15 protein-coding genes, 1 pseudogene and 1 riboswitch are annotated in these 21,452 nt (G+C 54.4%); of the genes and pseudogenes, 8 read left to right on the top strand and 8 right to left on the bottom strand.

The window, feature by feature from the left end:
- Positions 1-69 precede the first annotated feature (69 nt).
- The 5 genes and pseudogenes from pdxR (at position 70) to asd (ending at position 7,886) form a co-directional block, all read left to right on the top strand.
- Positions 70-1,670 (top strand): annotated as a pseudogene (pdxR, locus tag K3T82_RS49810) (MocR-like pyridoxine biosynthesis transcription factor PdxR).
- Positions 1,671-1,796: 126 nt separating this feature from the next.
- Positions 1,797-1,907: riboswitch (SAM riboswitch) on the top strand.
- 612 nt (positions 1,908-2,519) lie between these two features.
- On the top strand, positions 2,520-3,665 hold the full coding sequence (gene metX, locus K3T82_RS08015; protein WP_220192958.1) for a homoserine O-acetyltransferase MetX: 1,146 nt from the start codon (positions 2,520-2,522) through the stop codon (positions 3,663-3,665).
- 87 nt (positions 3,666-3,752) lie between these two features.
- The gene (locus K3T82_RS08010; protein WP_220192957.1) at positions 3,753-5,069 is read left to right on the top strand and encodes a homocysteine synthase; all 1,317 of its coding nucleotides are present in this window, start codon (positions 3,753-3,755) and stop codon (positions 5,067-5,069) included.
- A gap of 97 nt (positions 5,070-5,166) precedes the next feature.
- Entirely contained in the window at positions 5,167-6,681 is a 1,515-nt protein-coding gene (locus K3T82_RS08005) for an aspartate kinase (RefSeq protein ID WP_220192956.1), read from the top strand.
- A 131-nt stretch (positions 6,682-6,812) separates the two neighbouring features.
- A complete protein-coding gene (asd, locus tag K3T82_RS08000) occupies positions 6,813-7,886 on the top strand; it encodes an aspartate-semialdehyde dehydrogenase (RefSeq protein WP_220192955.1) in 1,074 nt (357 codons plus the stop codon).
- A 288-nt stretch (positions 7,887-8,174) separates the two neighbouring features.
- Here asd and K3T82_RS07995 read toward each other — a convergent pair whose 3' ends face one another.
- The 5 genes from K3T82_RS07995 to K3T82_RS07975 form a co-directional block, all read right to left on the bottom strand.
- Entirely contained in the window at positions 8,175-8,555 is a 381-nt protein-coding gene (locus K3T82_RS07995; protein ID WP_220192954.1) for a glyoxalase superfamily protein, read from the bottom strand.
- A 178-nt stretch (positions 8,556-8,733) separates the two neighbouring features.
- Positions 8,734-10,002: an AAA family ATPase gene (locus tag K3T82_RS07990; protein WP_220192953.1), complete on the bottom strand. Its 1,269-nt coding sequence runs from the start codon at positions 10,000-10,002 to the stop codon at positions 8,734-8,736.
- Between the two features lie 171 nt (positions 10,003-10,173).
- Positions 10,174-11,169 (bottom strand): DUF2207 family protein, encoded by a 996-nt coding sequence (locus tag K3T82_RS07985; protein ID WP_220192952.1) that lies wholly within the window; start codon positions 11,167-11,169, stop codon positions 10,174-10,176.
- 178 nt (positions 11,170-11,347) lie between these two features.
- The gene (locus K3T82_RS07980; RefSeq protein WP_220192951.1) at positions 11,348-12,682 is read right to left on the bottom strand and encodes a S53 family peptidase; all 1,335 of its coding nucleotides are present in this window, start codon (positions 12,680-12,682) and stop codon (positions 11,348-11,350) included.
- A 15-nt stretch (positions 12,683-12,697) separates the two neighbouring features.
- Positions 12,698-14,020, bottom strand: a complete 1,323-nt coding sequence (locus K3T82_RS07975; protein ID WP_220192950.1) for a S53 family peptidase — start codon at positions 14,018-14,020, stop codon at positions 12,698-12,700.
- 734 nt (positions 14,021-14,754) lie between these two features.
- Between K3T82_RS07975 and K3T82_RS07970 the strand changes: the two genes are divergently transcribed.
- On the top strand, positions 14,755-15,762 hold the full coding sequence (locus K3T82_RS07970) for a CHAP domain-containing protein (RefSeq protein ID WP_220192949.1): 1,008 nt from the start codon (positions 14,755-14,757) through the stop codon (positions 15,760-15,762).
- A gap of 112 nt (positions 15,763-15,874) precedes the next feature.
- Here the strand turns inward: K3T82_RS07970 and K3T82_RS07965 are convergent, their stop codons facing one another.
- Together K3T82_RS07965 and K3T82_RS07960 are read right to left on the bottom strand one after the other, a co-directional pair.
- Positions 15,875-16,204, bottom strand: a complete 330-nt coding sequence (locus K3T82_RS07965; RefSeq protein WP_220192948.1) for a DUF5522 domain-containing protein — start codon at positions 16,202-16,204, stop codon at positions 15,875-15,877.
- Positions 16,205-16,301: 97 nt separating this feature from the next.
- Complete coding sequence (locus K3T82_RS07960; RefSeq protein ID WP_420799296.1) at positions 16,302-17,474, bottom strand: thiolase family protein; 1,173 nt, start codon at positions 17,472-17,474, stop codon at positions 16,302-16,304.
- Between the two features lie 140 nt (positions 17,475-17,614).
- Between K3T82_RS07960 and K3T82_RS07955 the strand changes: the two genes are divergently transcribed.
- Positions 17,615-18,514, top strand: a complete 900-nt coding sequence (locus K3T82_RS07955; RefSeq protein ID WP_220192946.1) for an eIF2B alpha/beta/delta subunit family protein — start codon at positions 17,615-17,617, stop codon at positions 18,512-18,514.
- Between the two features lie 229 nt (positions 18,515-18,743).
- Positions 18,744-20,204 (top strand): gamma-glutamylcyclotransferase family protein, encoded by a 1,461-nt coding sequence (locus tag K3T82_RS07950; RefSeq protein WP_220192945.1) that lies wholly within the window; start codon positions 18,744-18,746, stop codon positions 20,202-20,204.
- A gap of 59 nt (positions 20,205-20,263) precedes the next feature.
- Here the strand turns inward: K3T82_RS07950 and K3T82_RS07945 are convergent, their stop codons facing one another.
- Positions 20,264-21,301 (bottom strand): gluconeogenesis factor YvcK family protein, encoded by a 1,038-nt coding sequence (locus K3T82_RS07945; protein WP_220192944.1) that lies wholly within the window; start codon positions 21,299-21,301, stop codon positions 20,264-20,266.
- Between the last annotated feature and the right edge of the window lie 151 nt (positions 21,302-21,452).

Below are 21,452 nucleotides of genomic sequence, written 5' to 3'. Positions count from 1 at the left end.
GGTAGAAATCTTCTCTGGGTTTCAGAGCTGCAAGGAGCGATTGGTATCAGCCAATAGGGAGGAAAAAGGATGGTTCGCAAAGTCAATCCACCACAGGAGCATCAACCGCTCCCTCTATTTACCGCCGCTGTATCAGCTATGATCCAACTGGATCGTACGGCAGCGATTCCGCTCTATCGTCAGATTTATGAGCGTCTGCGCACAGCCATCCTGGAGGGGGAATTAGCCGAGGGGACGCGTTTGCCAACAGAGCGTGCTCTGGCTCAGGAATTGCATGTCAACCGGACCACAGTGATGAACGCCTACAATGAACTGGCGAGCGAGGGCTTGATAGAAGGGCACGTTGGACGCGGAACCCTGGTCAAACGTAATTATCTGGTGCATGATCTGGAGGATGAGCCATATGAGCAGGACATGCCATCTTGGCTCTTTAGTCTGTCGGCGGAAGAAGAGTTGGCGCTAGGGCATGATGCGCGCCTGATGGGCGAGATTACTTCTCTGGGAGAGCAGCAGGAGGTGATTTCGCTGGCGGCTGCGACTCCAGCTGAGGCACTCTTACCAGCCGAGATGTTGAGTCGAATTGTCGAGGATGGTCTGTTGCAGGAGCGCCAGAGTGCTCTGGGCTATTGTCCGGTCGAGGGCTTGCAAAGCCTGAGAAGAGAGATCGCGCAGCGCATGCGTCAGCGCGGAGTAGCGGTCGATTGGCAACATATCCTGATTCTTTCTGGGTCGACGCAAGGCATTGGTCTGATAGGGCGTTTCCTGCTGCATCCTGGCGATGAGGTGGTGGTGGAAGTCCCAACCTACCTGGGCGCGATTCAGACCTTTCGTGCGCTGGGGCGCGTGTGATAGGCGTCCCTATTGATAGTGAAGGGATGCGCGTTGATCTGCTTGAAACGATTCTAGCCCGGCGCAATCCGCGCTTAATCTATACGCTGCCCACCTTTCAGAACCCCACGGGGGTCATTATGTCGCCAGAGCGTCGACGGCGCTTATTGCTGCTGGCTCGCCGCTATCAGATACCAATCCTGGAGGATGATCCCTATGGTGAGCTATATCTGGAGGGCGATGCCCCTCATCCTCTCAAGGCGCTCGACACGCGGGGCAATGTGCTCTATCTCAGTACTTATTCTAAACTTCTGGCGCCGGGTCTGCGGGTAGCGTGGATCGCCGCCCCTGAACCACTTATTGAGCGCCTATCGCTGCACAAACAGATCTTTGATCTGAACACCACTGCGTTAGGGCAATGGCTGGTCGCGGAGATTTTGCATCGTGGCGTACTTGATGAGCATCTTGTAGACGTGCGACGCCAGTACCGCCTGCAAAGGGATACCATGTTTCAGGCCATTCAGAAGTATTGGCCTGCGGGGACACGGGTCAATCTCCCACGCGGAGGGTTTCATCTCTGGTGTCGCCTTCCAGGCGATATGCGCGCGCGCACACTGCTGCGTGAGTCGGCACAAGAAGGGGTGGCCTTTGTGCTGGGCGAGCCTTTCCATATCGACGGAGGCGGGCGTCAGTATATTCGCCTGAGCTATGCCGCCAGCAACGAAGTCTTGATCGCTGAAGGCATCAGGCGAATTGGAGATGCTATGCGCCGGTTAGAATCGCGGCGCACGCCACGCGATGAGCAGGATGGGTTGCACATTGAACGCATGCCGATGGTGTGAGAGTTACATTTTCTCTGCAAATTGGCCTTGACAAAGCCGCAAGGCGTTGTTTATACTTATGTGTAATACGTTTCACATGAAACATTGCACTTTGGTACAACCTATATACGCAGTTTGAGAAAGCTGCTCTCATCCAGAGAGGTGGAGGGATACGGCCCTGTGAAGCCCGGCAACCCACGGCAATGATGCGCGAAGGGTGCCAATTCCGGCAAAGCAAAACGCTTTGCGAGATGAGGGGAAGAGCAAAGTTGCGAAGCCCCTGCAAAAGGGGTTTTTTGTTACCCAAAAATACAATCATACCCCATATAGAAGCCCAGTTCCTCCATAAAATACCTCCTGGATATGAGCCAATCTCCGTGTATGCAGGTGCAAAAGAAAGACGGAGAAGAGGACGAGTAAATGTCAAGGGTGGCTACAGCGAGTTGACGATGATGAGACGGTCAGCGCCATTCCAGCATTGAATATGACCTCGGAGTTGCAGATCGAACGCCTCTCACATGTGCATGGTGTGTGGGAATGGATCAGTAGATCGAGCCGTGTAGCTACGTTATAGGCTTGAGTGTCTCCAGATAGGCAAATAAGAGCAATATCTCTGGTGACACTCCTTAAGGTCGACACTGCGAAGTGCCGGCAAAATCAGGGTGGTACCGCGAAGACACGTCTTACCCTCGCCCCTGTACTGGGTGAGGGTGTTTTTTTACCTTTCGCCCTTCGGGTATAGCAAGTAGTTGAATGGTTTTGGCTTGTTAGTGTAGAAGACACGTAGTGTTGTGGCGTTGCACGTCTGCCGTGAATTGTGACGAGACATAGCAGACGGATGCCTGGCAAGCATGAAGAAGGAGCGCGCGCATGGTCGCACAATTGAACTATACCAAAATGGTGCAGATCCCTATTCTGGAACAACAGCAGGTGCATACATTCTCTCTGGATCGTCTCTCGCTTCAACGAGGGGGCTTACTTGGTCCAATTCAGATTACTTATGAGACCTGGGGTACGTTAAACGCGCTGGGCACAAACGCGATTTTGATTACACACGCCTTAACCGGGGATACACATGCACATGATACGGAGCGACCAGACGATCCCAAAGCGGCCTGGTGGAATCTATTGATTGGTCCGGGACGTCCTATTGATACGGATCGCTATTTTGTGGTGTGCGCAAATGTACTGGGGGGATGCAGTGGTAGTACTGGTCCTGCCTCGATAGATCCGCGCACCGAGCGCCCATATGGCATGCGCTTTCCGCTTATCACCATACACGATATGGTGCGCGCGCAACATGCTTTGTTGGAAGATCTGGGGGTACGGCAACTGGCAAGCGTCTATGGTGGCTCGATTGGGGGGCAGCAGGCGCTTACCTGGGCTGTGCTCTATCCAGAGATGGTACAACGGGTGGTGGTTATTGCCGCTTCGGCGGCTCTCTCCGCCCAGGGAATCGCCTTTAACGAGGTTGCGCGCCAGGTCATCATGGCTGATCCTCTCTGGAATTGTGGCGACTATGCCGCTGAACGCGCGCCCGCGACAGGACTTGCCATCGCGCGAATGCTTGCTATGATTACATATCAGAGTGAGGTCTCGATGGACCAGCGCTTTGGGCGACATGAAGCCAGGAGAGAGGAGGTTGTTTCGCCAACCGCGCACCCGGATCTGGGTGGACGCTTCGATGTTGAGAACTATCTCTATCACCAGGGGGGCTCGCTGGCGCGACGCTTCGATGCGAATAGCTATATCTACCTGAGTCGGGCGATGGATCTCTTTGATATTAGCGAAGGCTTCTCATCTTTGGAGGCTGCCCTGGCGCGTATCAGTAGCAAAGCGTTGTTTATTGGGATCAATACGGATTTTCTCTTCCCGGCCAAGCATGTGCGCGCGCTGGCTGAAAAGGTGAGCGCTCTTGGCGGGGATGCGACTTATATTGAACTTGACTCGCCTCACGGCCATGATGCTTTCCTCAAAGAATGGGAGCAGATGGCAGTAGCACTACAGCAATCCTAATTAAATTGTCTATGTCTTATGCGAAGACTAATGCCGCCCGAATGGCATGCCCAGGTTTCCGCATAAAGAGCAAGGAGTATGACGAGCATGGCTTTGAATAGTGATCGTGATTATGGATTTGAGACACTCTCTCTGCATGCAGGCCAGGAAACCGCCGATAAGGCCACGAACGCCCGCGCAGTTCCCATTTATCAGACAAGTTCCTATGTCTTTGATAGCCCGGAGCACGCGGCCAACCTCTTCGCACTGAAGCAATTTGGTAATATCTATACGCGTATTATGAATCCTACACAGGATGCCTTTGAGCGGCGCGTGGCCGCGCTTGAGGGTGGTGTGGGCGCGCTGGCAACCTCTTCGGGACAGGCCGCCGAGACGCTGGCAATCCTCAATATCGCCGGAGCGGGAGACGAAATCGTTTCGTCGGCGAGTCTGTATGGTGGTACTTATAACCTGTTTCATTACACATTGAGCAAACTGGGAATCAAGACACACTTTGTGGATAGTCGCGAGCCCGAGAACTTCCGCGCGGCCATCAATGAGCGCACCAAAGCCATCTATGCTGAGACGTTGGGTAATCCCCGCCTGGACACATTGGACATTAGCGCGGTTGCTGAGATCGCGCATGAATATGGTATTCCGCTGATCGTCGACAACACTCTGGCGACGCCATATCTGGTGCAGCCCATCAAGCATGGCGCGGATATTGTAGTGCATTCGGCGACCAAGTTCATCAATGGACATGGTACCTCGATTGGTGGTATCATCGTCGATAGCGGCAAGTTTGATTGGGCGGCGAGTGGGCGCTTCCCAGGCCTGGTTGAGCCAGACCCATCGTATCATGGATTGCGCTATGTCGAGGCACTTGGTCCCCTGGCGTACATTATCAAGGCGCGTGTGCAACTCATGCGCGATCTCGGCGCAGCTACTACCCCCTTTAATTCCTGGCTGTTCCTGCAAGGATTGGAGACGCTGGCCCTGCGCATGGAGCGCCATAGCCAGAATGCCCTGCGTATCGCCGAGTTCTTGCAGGGCCATCCTGCTGTAAGCTGGGTTAGCTATCCTGGTCTGCCTGATCACCCCCAGCATGAGCTGGCGAAGAAATACTTTACGCATGGCTACGGCGCGATTCTAGGCTTTGGCATTAAGGGCGGCATTGAGGCTGGCAAGCGGCTGATCCAGAATATTGAGCTCTTCTCGCACCTGGCGAATGTTGGAGACGCCAAGTCGCTGATCATTCATCCCGCAAGCACGACCCATGCCCAGCTTACCGCTGAGGAACAGGCCTCGACTGGTGTGACACCCGATTTCATCCGTCTATCAATTGGTATTGAGACGGTTGAAGACCTGATCAGTGATCTGGATCAAGCCTTGAATGCCGCTGTTGACGGCGTGGCGAACGCATAGATGTTTTCCATTAGTTGATCGCTGGTGACGGCTCAGACAGCTCATGATACTTGGGCGTTGAGTCGTCACCAGTGTGTGAGGAAGCAGAGAGACAGATATGAGACATGCAGTTGGCGTCCTTAAATTTGGTGGAACCTCGGTTGGCAGTGGAGAGCGAATCCGGCAGGTTGCGCAGATTGTTGCGCAACACGCTCGCGATGCTCGCGCTGGACAGGAGACTCCGTGGCCGGTGGTGGTCGTTTCAGCGATGTCGGGGATTACCGACCAGTTGTTGCGTATTGCTCGCCAGGCCTGCATCGGGGCGTACGACGACTGCACGCTAGAGCTCAAGCAACTCAGACAGAAACATTTTGATGCCGCAGCGGAGGTTGCGGCTGATCGTGAGCGCCAGGCGCAACTGCTTGGTGATCTGCTTCAGGTGCTTGATGACCTGGAGCACGACGTAAAGGCTTTGATGTCGGTGGCGCAACAAGGATTGGATACCACGCTACGAACCGCCGCCGTTGCTTCTTATGGCGAACGTCTCTCGGTCCTGCTTGTATCAGCGGCTATCAATGAATTAGGGGAGCACGCGGAAGCAGTACGCAAAGAGATTATCCTGACAACGCATCCCCAGACGAGTGATGGAAGCCTCCCCTTTGGCGTTGTGGAGGGGGCCGAACCTTTACCGAAGGAGACGGCGGAGAACGCGCATGCCCTGATAGATCCCTTGCTTGAGCGTGAGATCATTCCTATCGCGGCAGGTTTCATGGGGCGTACGGTAACGGGGTATGTCACGACGCTGGGTCGCAATGGTTCAGATTACTCGGCAACGGTCATTGGCGCGGCCCTGGATTGTCAGGAAGTCTCGATCTATACGGATGTGGATGGTGTGCTGACAGCGGACCCCCGCTTGATCGCGAATACGCGTCTGCTGACGCACCTGAGCTACGCGGAGGCGGCGCGCCTCTCCTGGTTCGGGGCGAAGGTCTTACATCCACGAACGTTGATCCCTATTGCCCATCGCAACATTCCTGTGCGGGTGCGTAATACCTTCCGTCCGCATCTGCGGGGAACCGTTGTGGGACCAGTCAAGAGTGGGGTCAGTGGTCTGAGTGGCGCGCGCGCGATTACTGTGCGACGACGGCTGGCACTGATTACGATGGAAAGCACAAATCTCTTTGGCGCGTCCGAGAACGCGGGACATGTTTTTGAGCTAGCCGCACGCGTTGGAGCCGCCCCCATCGCCATCTGCTCCTCTTCGGGACACCATCTCTCCTTTGCGGTAGAGGAAGAGCGAGTGGAATCGATTCTCAAGGCCTTACAGGAGGATAGGGGTGACTGGACCGTGCGTTGCCGTCTCGGCCTGGCAGCCTGTGCCTGTATTGGTTCTGGCTTTGTCTCGGACCCAATGAGTCCAGCGCACGCTGTGGCGGCCCTGGCCCACGAACGGATTTCGCTCATCGCGCAGGGCTCATCAGAGCTAGGTATTACGCTGATTGTAGAGGACAGTGCGAGCGAGCGAGCGTTACGGAGCCTGCATCGCGAATTGATCGCTCCGGTCATCCCTCTTGTACGTTCCGCGCATCCCGAGAAGCAGGCGCCACGCCAGCCAACCACTTCTCGCGCCTGAGGTCTTATGCGAACCCCAACCCTCATACGAGGGCACGGCGCCTCTCTCGCGGCTAGCGCTGACCCCATTCGGGGGCACGGCGCGCTCAGGGGTTCTGTAAGGAGAAGGTCTTTCAAAGATAGGAAGAGATTATGACGACGCACACACATACGCGTATCCCGGTCGCTATCCTGGGTGCAACTGGCATGGTTGGGCAGCGCTTTATCGAACTTTTGCAGGGCCATCCCTGGTTTGAGATTGTCGCGCTGGCTGCTTCGGAACAGCATGGTGGACGCCCTTACGCGGAGGCGACGCGTTGGCGTTTGCCCAATAGCGATATGCCTGCCGAGGTGGCCTCGCTACCAGTCCAACCCTGTAGGCCAGAAGCGCTTCCAGAGGTAAAAATCGCGTTTTCGGCCCTGCCGGGTGAGGTCGCAGGCGAGGTTGAGGAGCAGTTCGCGCGAGCGGGCGTGGCGGTCTTTAGTAATGCCAAGAATCACCGTATGGCAGCCGATGTGCCCTTGCTTATTCCAGAGGTCAATGCCGGGCATATTGAGGCTGTTGCCTATCAGCGCAAGCAGCGCGGTTGGCCTGGTTTTATCATCACCAATGCCAATTGTTCGGCGACACCTCTGGTGATGGCGCTCAAGCCGTTGCAGGAGGCTTTTGGTATGCGCAAGGTCTTGCTCACAACGCTGCAAGCGATCTCAGGCGCGGGCTATCCTGGTGTATCGTCGTATGACATTCTCGATAACATTATCCCTTATATTGGGGGTGAGGAAGAGAAGCTGGAGATTGAGACGCGCAAGATGCTGGGGACGTGGCGCGAGGGCGAAGGCTTTGTGGACGCACCAATTGCTGTGAGCGCGCACTGTACGCGTGTTCCTACGCGCGAGGGTCATCTGGAATGCGCGAGTGTGGAGCTTGAGCGCGAGGCGAGCCCTGAGGAGATTATCGCTGTGTGGGAGAGCTATCGCCCACTGCCTCAAGAGTTGGGTTTGCCCACGGCCCCTGAGCAGGCGTTGATTTATCGTCGTGAGCTGGATCGGCCTCAGACTTTGCGCGACCGGGACGCGGGCAAGGGGATGAGTACCACGCTGGGGCGGCTACGTCCGTGTCCGGTACTTAGCTATCGCTTTGTGGCTCTGGCGCATAATACAATCCGTGGCGCGGCTGGCGGCTCGATTCTGAACGCTGAGCTGGCGTATAAGCAAGGATTGTTGTAGGGGGCCGCTGCTAAAGCGACGCGGCTACATATGGGTATCGTGCGGGGTGATGGATTGTCAATGGTGGCGGTGCAAGCTCAACATTCACATAAGGTGATGGGATTTGTGAATGTGAGTGCGATGTCGGTTGCAGATGACGTTTATATACACTCACGTACCTAATCTCCCCTCTATATGTAGCTGCGTCGCTTTAGCAGCGGCACGAAAGCGACGCGGCTACATATGGGTTGTGAGCGGTCGTGCAATCGTGGTGATTGCACGGCCATTTTTGTTTTTGGTGGGGGCTGGTTAGCCACGTTTGGGGAGTTCCTGGAGCGCCCATTTGTTGCCGTCAGGGTCGCTGAAGTAGACGAAGTTTCCCCAGGGCTGAACGTCAACCTCGCTGACTGGAGCACCACGCTTCAGTAGTTCTTCGCGGGCGGCTTGAGCATCCGACACGACCATTGTGATACTTTCCATAGTTCCTGGTTGCATGTTTGTGATGCCTTCACCAAGGCAAATGGAGCAGGCCGAACCGGGAGGGGTCAATTGAACGAAGCGTAGATGCTCATTCACCCGATGGTCGTGGTCGGCATGAAAACCGATTAACTCTGTATAGAAGGTCTTCGCGCGGTCAATGTCTGTGACGGGAACGGAAATCAATTCGATCTTCATCTGTATGTTGCTCATGGTGTTTCTCTCCTTCTTCCTGCTTTAATGTTTCTTATGAGCTAAGTATACAGTCGAAGGGGGACAGAAACAGCCCTCATTTTGTAAGTTTTTTTCCCAAAAGCAGAATCGCGCCATGTAGATGGATGCTCCTTATGTTATGTGGTTGTAAAGGTGCGAATAATGTGTGGGTGAGCACTTATATCTGATCTGGTGGCGTGTGATGCTGATGTGGTGCCTGGTTATTGGCTATGAAGCCAGGTAAGAAATTGTGAGCGGTCGCGGAATCGTATGATGATGGGAGAGCTTTGTGGCGAGGCGCTTTGTTGGATAAGGGGGAATGGCGATGAGTTGGAGAAGCGTCACCTGGTGCGTGCCCATTGTGAGCGGTCGCGGAATCATCTTCTGTGTAGGTATCGGCAGGTGGGATATCATCGAGGGTAAATTGGGGCATGAGAGGTGAGTACTCTAGCAGAGTAGGCAAGAGGCAGCGGATAAAGGGATGGATAGCGTAGTGCCCTCGTTCGGTGATTGTTAGCAGGCTGCTTTTGACCATTTTGAAGAGTAGCTGACGTGTGCAATCATAATCGAGTTTAAGGGTGGTGGCGATTTGGAGAGGCGTGAGATCAGTGTCGCAGCCTCGTAGCAGATTGAGGACAACCAGGCGTTCAGTGGTCAGAGCTTTGTGCGCGCTGAGTGCGCCCAAGGCGGTGACTTCCTGGAGGGTGGCAAAGCGGAAATCAATGGTTTCGGATGGGCTATAGAGCAGATGGCTGGCGGGTCGCATATTGCGGTACATAGTGTCGAGACGGTAATAGTTGTGAATGGGTAAACGCGAGATGTGCAAGTGGTGATCAAAGTGCGCGGAGATGGGCGTGGACGGTTTGCCGGAATGCAGTACCATGATGCCTATTTGGTGCTGCTCAGTGAGGCGACGTAGCAGGTCAAGCAATTCATGATCGTTGCCCTTGAAGAGTTTACGCAGGCAGGCAAGATTGTCAACTACAAGCAGACGGACGTTAGGGAGCGTAGAGAGCATGGCTTCAAGCAGCAGCAAGCCATCCTTGGGTGTAAGAGGTGGGAAGGTATTGGTGATCTCCAGTCTGGGAGGATGTTCGAGCGAGCGAGTCTGGAGGAGACGACCTGTCATCTCTTCTAACTGTGGACGGGAGCTATCGAGGGCGAGGTAGTAGACGTGCCCAACGTTGGCCCGATAGGGCTGCTCATCTTCATGGAGTAAGGACGAGCGAGAGTTGAGAGGATTGGTTCCGGTGGCGATGTCGAGAGCGAGGTGCATGGCGAGGGAGGTTTTACCGGAGTGCTTACTGCCAGAGAGAAGGGTGAGCCCGATGGGGAGCAAATTGGAGATAATCCACTGTGGAGATAAGCTTGAAGAGTGCATGAATTCAGAGATGTTAGTGAAGTTCATTGAGGGGCGGGGATAGAGCTCATCAATGGTTTGTGACATGCGAACCTCCTGGAAACACTATATATATGATGTGTCAGGATGTGTCATAATAAAAGTGTATTGCATGAAGTGTAGTCATGTCAAGTTCTATATATTATATTGAATAAATTGATTGGAATGAAGAATTAGTGGAATGCCGCTGCTGAAGCGACGCGGCTACATATGTGAGGGTTATTTGGTTTTGTTGGGGGTGGTTGGGGAGGAGAGAGGCGAGGGGCCGCTGCTGGTATTGCCGGTGGTATAGGCGGCGAGGGTGATAGCGGTGAAGGCTATGAAGCTTTGGGCAGGGGTAGTGCTGGTAGTTTCAAACCAGGATGGAATGTGGTCCGGGGCTTGCTTGCGGAAGTAGCGTATCCAGGGTTTGAGGAGACCATAGCTGGTTGCGAAAGGTAGGTAGTGCTCAAAGAGGTCTGGCGAGGAGGGAGTATGAGAAGACTTTGAAGCGATGTTGAGTAGGTGCTCGCTAAAGCTCCAGCTAGCGCGTGCTGCCTGTGTACCACGCTCGCTTAGTGGGGAGTAATAGGTCATCAGGAAGAAGGCAACCATACACACAGACAGGAGTCCCAGAGCCGGAAAGACGATCAGCCAGGCGGTTGAGGTGGTGCCGATAAACAGACTCGCGATGATGCCGAGGAGGGAGAACAAGAAGAGGATCAAGCTGATTGTGCTGAAGCGCTGGCGCAAGCGCTGACGTTGTGGGTCGAGGAAGCTGCGTTTACCAAGCTCTTGTTTGAGAGGCTCTGTGAAGGGCGTTGTATTTCGCTTGTAGGCTTTGGAGAGTTGGGTAAAAGGAAGCTCAGTCTCCTCTGTAGGAAAGAGCGTCTGGAGCAGGCCCTCTTCGTGTCCTGAGAGGGGAGAGGTGCTGGCTCGTTTTTTGATAATAAAGTGCTTTTCGTCCCTGGGGTTGGGGCTGGTAATCTCGGTAAAACTGAGCATGCCTCTGTTCGCGAGATCGAATAGGGTTGCTAGAACTTGTTTCCAGCCGGGCATCGGATTGACGGCGAGCAGCATGCCACTGAGGGCGGGCGATAGGTCGTCGGGGGCGTCAGTTTGTGTGACAGGTGTGCTAGCGACAAGGCGACGGCCCCGCCAACTCATGATGCCGAGGATGAGCGAGCCCGTGAGTGCGATAATGACGCCAAGAATAAGCATAATCTGTATCTGCATGCGTGCTCTCCCTGAAGAATATTGAATGTATGTTTAGCATAGCGCGGTAGGCTTAAAAGCGCAAGGGGTGAAGGTGTAGGGAATGCCGCTGCTGAAGCGACGCGGCTACATATGGGGGAAGAGAGCCAGTTGCTTGTGAGCGGATGCTTACAAGCAACTGGCTCTCTATTTACGCAGTTTATGAGGATTTTTTCATGGCGTCGACGAGGGCGGGGACGAGTTTATCGACGCGAGGCGTGCCAAGGCCGGTGACCGCATCCCAGCCTTTGACGGCGGGATAGCCTTTTACGTTCGCGGCCTGATTGTTGTTATTGCCTACGGTGATGTCGTTAAAGAGCTGGTTGTATTGTGGCGACTGAGCCAGCTTATACAGGGTCGGGTTAATGAAGCCGAGCGGGCGACCTGCCATCTGGTTAGCCAGGGCCATGACAGCGGCCCAGACGGGAGCGCTGGCGCTGGTGCCGCCGGCCATGTTCCATACCCCGTTCTGGTAAAAAGCCAAACCGGTATAAGGATCGGCATCACCTGACACATCAGGAACGCCACGCCGCCCCTGGAATTGTTGTTGGACATCACCTGGGAGCGACTGCTGGTAGCTGGGCATCTTAAAGATGCTACTGAAGCCACCGCCGCTACCGTTCCAGGCGCGTTCGCTAGCCGTTGTGGCGTGCCCGGCGGATTGACGGACGCTGGTGCCACCTACGCTGGTAATCCAGGGTGAAGAGGCGGCGAAACTGGTCGCTGGAACATTGCCAAGGTGTTTACTATCAAGATCGGCGTAATCGGTCGCGCCGTGGTCGCCGGAAGAACTGAAGTAGGTAATGCCCTTACGGGTTGTGCCCTCTTGGAGCAGGGCGTCCCATTTCTGAAGCTCCTGTTGTCCAGTAGCGTCATTGAGTGTTAGTTCTGACGCGCCCCAACTCTGGGAGACAATCGCCCCCACATTGTGATCGATGACGTACTGCTCAAGCTGACGAAACTCTGGGAGGCCAATCGTGCCCTGCGTCTCGGCTACCGGGCTTTGCAGGACGACAATTTTAGCTTCGGGTGCCAGAGCATGAATGATCTGGACATCAAGGGAGGTCTCATCGGCCCAGCCTGACTTATCACCGTGAGGATCAGATTCAGGAATATTGAGGGGCGCGATAACCTCGACATTCGCGGGTGGCAAGCCAAACTGTTTGCTAAAAACGTCGAGATCCTTCTTGAGCGTAGGGCTACCAAAGGAGACGATATCGATGATGGTCTGCCCTTTGCCTGTATAGCCCTTATCTATGAGTGATTGGATGCCATAGATCTGGCGCATACTGTAGGGGGTCAAACAACTGGTGACCTGCTTGAGATCCTCAGGGCAGGTAGTGCTGGCATTGACCAATTTGGGCTGCGAGGTGCTATCCTGGCCCGATAGGCCGGTGAAAGGGTTATTAACGCTACAGGATGCCAGCAGCATCCCGAGCAGTATAAGTATACAGACATATCGCCATGATGCCAGGTGTGTTCGCGATAAGCGCATTGCTACTCCTTCTATCTATTGTGTCGCCGCTGCCAGATTACGCAAGAGAGAGGGGGCTTTGGGAGTTCCCAGTCCTGTGACCGCATCCCATCCAGGCCCTGCCTGAAAGCCTTCTACATTGACGGTGATGCCGCCCATGGTACTACGATTACTGTTGTTTCCAAGCGTAATATCCCGAAAGTTTTGCTGGGCGTTTGCGCCCTGTGCAAGCTGATAGAGCTTTGGGTTGATAAAGCCCAGTGGTTTGCCAGCAATCTGATTCGCCACGGCTATCAGGCCAGCCCATAGAGGCGTACTGGCGCTGGTGCCGCCTGCCAAAGACCAATTTTTATTGTAGTAAAAAGCCATGCCAGAGGCGGGGTCCGCACTGGCGGCGATATCGGGAAGGCCACGCTTGCCACCGGACTGCGTCAGGTTTCGCTGATAGTCTGGTTGGGCAAAGAAGGTGCTGAAGCCACCGCCACTGCCAGTCCAGGCCTGTTCGCTATATGTTGTTCCTGTCCGTTGGAGAGTAGTACCGCCGACCGCCGTGACCCAGGGAACATCGGCAGGGAAGGTCACATTGCGCCTGCCGACAAGTTGGGTTGATTTAAGATCGGCGTAATCGGTCGCGCCCTGGTCGCCTGAGCCAGTCAGAATAGTCCAGTTATGCTCAAGCGTGGCCCGTTTGTAAAAGTCCGCGTATGATTGAATGAGTTTTTGCCCAGCCTCATCAGTGAGCGTTGCTTCAGAGGCGGCCCAGCTTTGAGAAAAAATCTGTCCTAATTTATGATCGACAGCATATTGCTCTAACTTCATGAATTCGGGGAGACCCTGTGTTCCTTGCGTTTCGCTGACCGGACTGGTCATCACGACAATATTGGCTTCAGGAGCCAGGGCATGAATAATCTGCACGTCCAGGGTTGTCTCTATCGCCCAGCCTACCATGTCCTTGTCCTGATTATTGAATGGGACGGTTCCCAGTGGTGAGAGGATTTGGAGGCGAGTTGAGGGGAGACCAAACTGCTTACTGAAAGTGTCGAGGTCTTGTTGGAGTGTTGGACTGCCAAAGGAGACGATGACGACGACAGTCTGTCCCTTGCCTGTAAAGCCCTGGTTTGTAAGTGACTCTACATCATAGGCTTTGCGTAGCGCATATGGGGTAATACAGCCCTGATAATCCGCCAGAATTCCTGGGCATTGTAGTATGGGTTTGGTCTGAAAGCCAGGCCCGTGTGTTGCCGTGGTGGCTGTGGGCGTGCCTCCATCTACGCTCTGCGTCAAACCGGTGCTTGAGCAGGCGGTAAGCAGCAGAGCAAGAAGCAACAGGGCTACATAGCGGCGTATGAAAGCTGTCATGCATTTGCTCCTAGAGCGATGCGCCAATCATTGAGGACTGGGCGAGCAGGCTATGTGCTGGGTGAGCCAGCGCAGGCTAAAGCTCTGCGCCTACATATAGGAACTCAAGATGCGCATTGCTGTAATAATGGTGAGCACAGCGAGAGCGTGATATCTACTATATTTTATGGCCTGAGTGCGAGCTTGCCGCTGCATAGGCGGAGGCTAGGCATTGAGTCCAAGCGCTTGAGTGAGAATAAAGAGTTATGGCTGTGCTGTAGATTGCCTTTCTTATTATAGCGTATCCTCCTTAGTTGAAGTATCTGCTTATACCGCTTTTTGGGGGATTGTTTTGTTCTGTTTAGGGACAGTTTTCACTTCTCAGCGCTAAAGCGCTTCGTAGAGTCAATAGATGTCGCCAGGTTTGCCGAAGGCAAACCTGGCGACATCTATTGACTCTAGGGCCTTGTAGGTGATGAGGGGAGAATGAGGCGAGGGTGAAGCGTCCGGGGTATTTGGAATGCGCATATAGATTGCTGAGCTTTAGTCGGCGTTCTATGTGTGCTCTCTTTTATTTGCTGTGTTACGGGTCATGGGTAAAGGTATGAGCGTGTTTGTAGGCAGATGGTCCTACACATTCATGGTCAACTTGACCCAACGGGAGAACCTCAGGTACATTCAAGAAAGGTGCTGAAATACCATAACATCGAATAAGCAACAGTGCAACGTCAGTTGAAGGATAAAGGAAATATTGTATGTCGTCGATTGATCAGAAGCCAAATAGCGTGTCACAGCAGTATCGAGAGGGTAGCCCATTCGCGTCGGGCTTTGCAGGCTCGGACACGCCTATGGAACAGCTTCCCTTTCCTGAAAGCCCCGCTGCGACTGGTGCCCCAATTCAAGGGGATGCAGCACCGGGAGATGTTGGGTATTCGCAAACGGGTCCGATTGCAAGGCCTGGTGTCAGCGGAGTTGTATTTGATGGGACGGATAGCCATCCACGCGTAACACGTCAGCTCACACTTGATACGACTACTGGTCATTTGCCAGTGATGCGAAGCAATACGACGGCCTTGCGTCAGCCAGTGGTGATTAAAGGGACTGGAAAGAGTGCCCTGGGGTTTCGACCACCCAAGGGAAGGCGTGTGGTCATCCATGTGGCGGTGACTGCGCTTCTTTTAATTATTATGGGTGGTACTCTATTAGCTGTTACTGCCACGCAGGCTCCCGCTAAGGGAGGACCAAATGGCATCCTGAATATTATCTTCAATATAAAAGATTCCAAAGGTAACAATACAGCGCTCCTCCCTGAACAGGCGGCGACCGCGACAGCCGTGACCCAGGATGGATATGATGCGGGTAACCAGACGTATCCAGGTGTGAATGGTGGTCCGGCCCTGGGTGGGACCGGGAACCGTTTTTTCCAGGGCCAGTGTACGTACTGGGCCGCGTATCGCTTCCATCAATTGCATGGAGTTTGGGTTCCCTGGCTAGGTAATGCCTGGGAGTGGCTGGGACAGGCGCAAGCCTATGGTTGGAAAGTCTCGGCGCAACCAACTGTTGGCTCGATCCTGGTGCTTCAGCCCGGTGTGCAGGGCGCGGGTGGTTACGGTCACGTCGCCATTGTGGAGTCGATCAATTCCGATGGCACGGTCCATACCAGTAACTACAACTGGTATGCTGGTGGAGGTGGCTTTGGTATCCTCTCCTACTGGGATTTCTCGTACCCGGCCTATCCTGGTGTCGCCTTCGTTACGGTTTAAGAAGGTCAAGTAGAGAAGTATCGACCCGCATATGTCGCCACGACGACATATGCGGGTCGATGTGTATGTATAGGTGCCGCTGCTAAAGCGACGCGGCTATATATGATGGTTTTTAGCGTTCTTTCCAGTGGGTGAGGAGGGCGCGGTAGTGCTGGGCCATGCGCTGATGGTAGTCATGGTTGGTAGGGTTGTTGTGTTGAAGCGCCTCTTCATGTTGTTTGAGAAGGAAGCGGGCAGCGGCGAGCGAGCGTGAGGCTACCCGCGCGTGCTGTACCTCCGTCTCGGGTACGGGTTCCCACTCGGGATTTTCGCGCCAATTGATATAAGGACAGTTGCGGCAGCGACTTGCGCAACAATAACCGCGACGAATCAGAAAGCCGCGTGTAGCGACATAGAGACCTTCCTCCGTAACAATCCAATCGTCCGTATCTTGTGCATGCATGGGCGCTTCTATCCTTGTCATATGGGTGATCATCTATCATTGGATAGTATTCTATCACTCACCGCAACTATGACTAGGATGAGGGGCAACTATTGGGCTATGAGAGACGTTCGATCACCATAGCGTTTGCCATGCCGCCGCCCTCGCAAATTGTTTGTAGACCATAGCGAGCTTGCCGCCGCTCTAACTCATGCAGTAGCACGGTGGTCAGGCGCGCGCCGGATGCGCCCAATGGATGACCGATGGCGATGGCTCCACCGTTGACATTGACTCTGGCTAGGTCTGCTCCTGTTTCGTGTTGCCAGGCCAGGACAACGCTGGCGAAGGCTTCGTTGATCTCAATCAGATCAATGTCGTTCAGGCTCAGTCCCGCTTTATCAAGCGCTTTGCGGGTAGCTGGAATGGGCGCTGTCAGCATATAGATGGGGCTGTCTCCGGTGAGCGCGAAGGAGAGGAAGCGGGCTCTTGGCGTATAGCCTAGGCGTTCGGCGACCCGTCGCTCCATAATCAAGAGCGCGGCGGCCCCGTCACTAATCTGAGAAGAGTTCCCAGCGGTAATAATGCCCTGGGGGTTGAAGGCGGGTTGCAGATTTGCCAGTTTCTCCAGGCTGGTGTCGAAGCGGATACCCTCGTCTTTACTAAAGATAGGTGTATCGCCATCTGATTGGCGGGTCGGAATAGGGATAACCTGTGTGGTGAAACGCCCTTCCTCAGTGGCTTGCGCTGCGCGGCGATGGCTTTCAAGACTGTACTCGTCTAGCTTCTGGCGACTTATTTCCCACTTGCGCGCGATCATATCCGCGCTGATGCCTTGATGAACGAGTTTATGTTCATAGCGTGCGCTCATCATTGGTCCGAAGGGCGCGCCTGGACCCTGGCTAGAAGCCCCCATGGGGACGCGTGTCATCGACTCTACGCCGCCTGCGATCACAATATCATATGCGCCACTGATGACACCCTGAGCCGCGAAATGGATGGCCTGCTGGCTGGAGCCGCACTGTCGATCTACGGTAGTGCCGGGAACGCTCTCAGGAAAACCAGCTGCCAGGGCCGCATTGCGCGCAACATTCAGACTTTGTTCGCCAACCTGACTAACGCAGCCTAGAATGACATCTTCGATCAGGGTGGTATCTAACGTGGTGCGCTCAACAAGCGCAGCCAGAACGTATCCCATCAGGTCAACGGGATGCCAGTCTTTGAGTTGTCCGTTGCGTTTGCCTACGGGTGTTCGTACTGCTTCAACGATGACAGCCTCTCTCGGCATGTGCATTGCCATAAATGTACTCCTCCTGTGTGCCTCAGTGCACATCATAGAACTGCTTTCGAGGTTGGGCATCTATACATACAATAACATAAAATGTCTCTAGAATATGTGATAACTATATACTGGCATATGAGCAGGAGGAAGAGATGCAGACATTCGGCAAGCGCATTGAACAGATCGTGGGGGATCGAGATCATGGGTCGCGCTGGCTCGTACGAGAAGCGATTTTGCTGGTGCGTGAGATGGCTTCAGGGCCCTCGATTACCGCGCCGGACTTGCGAGATGCCGGACGCAAGATCGCGAGTGCGCGTCCGGCTATGTCGGCTCTAGCGAGTGCTATGAGTCGTATTCTGGATACGGAAGAGCCATCCGAGGTCGCGCGTCGTGCGAGTGGGTTTCTGGCTGAGTACGACACAGCGACCAAGAGAATCGCTGAAGCTGCCAGGGAGAGGCTGTCTGGGCAGGTGATGACCTGTAGCCTCTCTCATACCCTGGTAGAGGTCTTGACGGCATGTCGTCAGGGGATAGAGCGCGTATATGTGCTAGAGGGGCGTCCGCGCTATGAGGGGCGGACTATGGCACAGGAATTGACGGAGGCTGGTATACCTGTCACGTTTCTCACGGACGCGCAAGCGGCGCTCTTCCTGCCCTTCTGCCAGTGTGTGGCTCTGGGAGCGGATAGCATTCTCGCTGATGGAGCAGTGATTAACAAAGCTGGTAGTGCTTTGTTGGGTTGGGCCGCACAGGGCTATAGAGTGCCGCTCTATGTCCTGGCGGAGACGCTCAAGATCTCACCTAGGCGCTGGGATACGAATCCAGCCCATTTCAAGGAGTTTCAGAATTGGCTTGAGGAGAAAGACGCGGATGAAGTCTGGTCCCAGCCTCCGGCTGGTGTTGAGGTGCGAAACTTCTACTTTGATGTTACCCCTGCCCATCTCATTGGGGCCTGGATTACAGAGCGTGGAGTGCTGACACAGTCATCTATCGCGGACCTGGCGAGCGAGGTGCAGCGTGCTATACAACGCCTTTTCTTAGATGCTTCTTAAGTTCTTATGCGAAAACCAACCCTCATACGAGGGCACGGCGCGGCTAGCGCGGCTAGCGCTGGCGCGCTCAGGTTTCCGGATAAGGAGTAGGAGCAGAAGGGAGGATAAGGCCTGTAGTCCTATGTATTTGGTAAAACGCGGTGATAGCTGTATTCTGATACCAGAGAATGCCGTTTCTTTTATAAGATGACTGTCTTGTAGTGGGGCATGTGGATGAAGGAGAGGTGCTGTGGACAAGCAGCAAGATGATAGCATGCATGAACGTGTCGCTCCGATGGAGAAGGAGATTCGCCAGAGAGCGGTGACCGCTTCAGATATATCTGTGATACGCAGTAGTACGCCGCGACCTCCGAGAGGAGGCTTTAACCTCGCGGAACATGGGCTGGTGGGAGAGCCGCCACCATCGTCATTCTTTCCGGAGAGCGCGCCCGCTGCTCCGCCTTTGCCAGAAGAGACGGATGCCAAGGGAGAGTCGACAGCCGCCACCTCTGGGCAAAGAGTCTCAGAGAGCGAAGTCAGCGAAGAGCAGGAGTTTGTCTGGCTCTTTGAATATGCTCTAGAAATGGACGCGACGCTGCTCAATAGCCCGGAATGTCTGGATGGGCAGGCTTTATTGTATGGTCCCGCCGTTCTGCGAGGGTATACGATTCAGATTGGAGCGGTTGCGGGCGATTTTGGTAGCTTAACTGGTAATAAGCGAACCATTGCGACGATTGTACCGGGAGCAGGCACACATGCGGAGGTCTGGGGTGTCCTCTATCGTGTCCCACGTAGCCTGACGAGCAAAGCGGATGATGAATTTTCGTTGCTGGATGCCGCGCATGGGGCTATCGCGCCACACCATCTCTTTCAAGCTGTCAAAGCGGTGGTGCATGAGTCGTATCGGGGGCGAGATATCTCATGTATTACATATATCGCGACCGAGCGTGTGCGCCAGCATTTGCGCCTATCCTCTTCGGAGAGTAATGCCCTCTTTGTGCAGCGTATCGCGGCTATCGCGCGCGGGCAACGGCTTCCCGAGTCGTATGTACAGGAGCAATTTGTACCGGTTGATGTACCCTCGATTAAAAAAGAGCCTGGGCGCGAACGCTCCTTTATGAGTGCTCCCCTGCCCATGACACGTCTGAATACGGAGGGAAGGCATGCCGCATTCGATGGTGCGCCCTCGACTACCGGCGTGCGGAAGGCACCTGCCTTATTCCCTCGCGCGATATCTTTTCCGGGTGTTGCCTATGATGCGCTGCCCTGGCTTCTAGTATTTGCTTGCTATCTCTCAACGCTCTTCCTGGTGATTCTGGTTTTCGCGCTCTGTCAGGGACTAACCTTTGGGAACTCTGGTTTGAGTAGCGATCTGACGTTGTTGGGGGTGCCCTGGCTGGTTTTTGTCTATGGTCTGCTGGGGGGATGTATTAGTTGTATCGTCTCTGTGGGGAGACTCGCGCTCAGCTCAGAGAGTCTCCTTTCAACGCTCAATCGCTCGACGATAGTGATTGTTACCTGGTTTTCGCGTCCCTTCATTGGTGCGGTACTGGGCTTGCTCATGTATCTGTTTCTCAATAGTGGCATTTTTATGTTCGAAGGGATGTTAGCGACCCACCCTGATATTTTGCTGCTCTGCGCGGCTCTGGCAGGTTTGTGTGAGAACAGGCTATTTGGTTGGAAGCGACGAGGGGATGATGTAGGCGCGTGAGGATAGGCATTGTGCCACTGGCTGCTCACAAGCAGCCAGTGATGCCGGGTGTGTGAATTTTAAGCGTGGACATCCTGCCCCTGGATGATCGCGCGTACCAGGCGCTCCGGGTCATGACGAGCCAGGGTATCATCTTCCACACTGAGATGTTCGATGGTCAGGTTGGGCACCATCTCACTCAGGCGAGCATGATCGACGAGTACGGGCTCGCTCTTCTCAGCCAGGTAGGTTCTCAGGAGGTCAGAAGGGAATTCCCCATCGTTGACAACGACACGATCAACGCGACCTCCCAGGTAGCGATGAATCTCCCCAACGAAGTCCGAGGCTTTATAGTGGTCGGTCTCGCCATGCTTGGTCATGAGATTGCACACATAGACCTTCTCCGCTTCTGATTCACGGATGGCACGGGCGATATCAGGTACGAGAAGGTTGGGCAGCAGGCTAGTGTAGAGGTCTCCTGGGCCGATAATAATGGTATCGGCGCGGCGAATAGCGCGAATGGCCTGGGGGCAACCGGGCGCATCTTCAGGCATCAGGCGTAAGCGCTGGATAGGGGAGAGGTTTTCAGATCGTTTGCGCCCACGCGTGTCGATCACGGTTTCGCTGCAAATAGTTGTACCATCTTCCAGGTCGGCACAGAGGGTAGTAGGGGCAAGGGTAACAGGAAGAACGTTTCCGGCGGTCCCGAGTAATTCTTGAGCATCTTCAATAGCGAGTAATAGATTTCCACCATTGATATCCTGCAGGCCTTTGATGATGAGATTTCCGAGGCTATGTCCACTTACGCCACCCTTGGTCTCTTCAGGTTCGGGATCATCATCGCGCTCGAAGCGATGCATAAATACGTCGCGCCAGAGGGCACCGTTGCGAGCCAGGGCAACCAGTGATTGACGTAGATCGCCAAGCGGAAGCTGTCGTCGAAACTCATCCATGAGCATACGAGAACTGCCGCCGCTATCCGACATCGTGACAATGGCAGTGATGACAAAAGGGTACTTTTTCAGGTGCGAGAGCATCGAAAAGGTGCCTGATCCTCCGCCGATGGTGACAACTCGGCGTCCTGCGAAACGATCTCCTGGCTGATAATATCCTTGCATGGCTCGTCTCCTGGGGCTACTTTCAGATGCGTCGTCTTCTCTACGTGTGTCGTTCGTATACATAGCTCTTCTATCCAATCCCTATATTATTCCTCATGTGAGGAGAATATACACGGTAATGCTACCTGGGTTCTTGTTTCCCAGTCTATCA

This window comes from Ktedonospora formicarum, from assembly GCF_016587355.1.
Classification (GTDB): Bacteria; Chloroflexota; Ktedonobacteria; order Ktedonobacterales; family Ktedonobacteraceae; genus Ktedonobacter; species Ktedonobacter formicarum.
Note: the sequence above shows the minus strand (reverse complement) of the source record. Positions and strands in the feature narration are given on the sequence as shown.